Source organism: Oleiphilus sp. HI0128 (assembly GCF_001635365.1).
In genome coordinates, this window is record NZ_LWGG01001231.1 from 1 (window position 1) to 1,330 (window position 1,330).

3 protein-coding genes are annotated in these 1,330 nt (G+C 44.8%); all 3 read left to right on the forward strand.

What is annotated here, in order from left to right; all coding sequences use genetic code 11:
* On the forward strand, window positions 1–659 hold a 659-nt coding region (locus tag A3763_RS20960), incomplete at its 5' end, for a fatty acid desaturase (RefSeq protein WP_068760441.1).
* A gap of 15 nt (window positions 660–674) precedes the next feature.
* On the forward strand, window positions 675–1,130 hold the full coding sequence (locus tag A3763_RS20965; RefSeq protein ID WP_082880545.1) for a nuclear transport factor 2 family protein: 456 nt from the start codon (window positions 675–677) through the stop codon (window positions 1,128–1,130).
* 12 nt (window positions 1,131–1,142) lie between these two features.
* The coding region (locus A3763_RS20970) for an SDR family NAD(P)-dependent oxidoreductase (protein WP_156495225.1) at window positions 1,143–1,330 on the forward strand (188 nt) is incomplete at its 3' end.

Here is a 1,330-nt window from a genome sequence, read left to right on the forward strand (position 1 = left end):
GCAATTCAGCGTCTCAAAGAGGCCCGCTTTGGTGGGCCGCTCATCACCGGAATCATCATAAGCACTCAGATGAAGAGTCAGACTTACACTCTCCCATTGCTCATGGTTTTTGGTGGAGTCACGTCGGATGGTTCATGAGCGATGAAGGGTTTAAAACCGATTACAGTGTCATAAAAGACCTAGCGAAGTTCCCTGAACTCCGCTTTCTAAATCGCTTTGATAGCCTAGTGCCCGTTCTCTTCGCAATCGGCATGTACATGCTGGGTGAATACTTGGCTTATGCTTTACCAAACTCAGGCGTTAATGGTTTACAAATTCTGGTTTGGGGCTTCTTTATCTCTACAGTATTTTTGTTTCACGCCACCTTCACCATTAACTCTCTTGGTCACGTATGGGGATCAAGGCGCTTTGAGACAAAAGACCAAAGTCGGAATAATGCTTTCCTTGCACTGCTTACCCTGGGAGAAGGCTGGCACAACAATCATCACCGCTTTGCCGTCTCTGCAAGGCAGGGTTTCTACTGGTGGGAGATTGATATTTCTTACTTGATACTGCGTCTATTGAGCTTTTTTAGAATTATTTCTGATCTGAACCCTGTGCCTTCTCGTATCCTAGAAGAAGGTAGACAAAAACGTTCAAGCATAAACGTTCATACTTAAAAAGGCACAATCATCATGTCAGTCGTCGTTATAAAGTCAGAAACACCCGCTAATGTTGTAGAGCGATTCAAGCACCTCTTCCACACGCTCGATGCGAATAACTGCGATAGTGGAATCATTGAAGCAGTCTACGAACCAGACGTATTATTCGAAGATAGCTTTCATCGGATAGAAGGCGTAGCTAACTTTCAAGGGTACTGCGCGTCACTGTATCAGAACTTACTTTCCTGCCAGTTCACCTTCCATGACCAGTGGGTTACAGACAATGATGCCATGTTAAATTGGACCATGAAATATGCTCACCCGAAGCTAAATAAAGGCAGAATAATCACGATTGAAGGGGCAAGCCTAATACGTTTCAACGACAAAGTGCACTACCACAGAGACTACTTTGATGGCGGGCAATTGCTCTATGAGCACATACCGGTCATGGGGAAACTTATCCAAACTCTAAAATATTTTATGAAGTAGCAGGAGCCGACAATGCTGAATGATATTGAACGTATTTGGGTAATTGGTGCTAGCACCGGGATTGGAAAAGCGCTCGTCACCGCCTTGGCGAAGTTTGATAAATCAATCATAGCAAGCGCTCGCTCAGAAGATAAACTAGACGCGTTGTGCGGACAGACACCATCAAAGTGCGAGCCACAAACGCTAGATATCACCAATGA

What these genes read in the sequence shown, in the direction of transcription:
- A3763_RS20965 (WP_082880545.1), top strand. Translation starts at nt 675, where the DNA reads ATGTCAGTCGTCGTTATAAAGTCAGAAACACCCGCTAATGTTGTAGAG.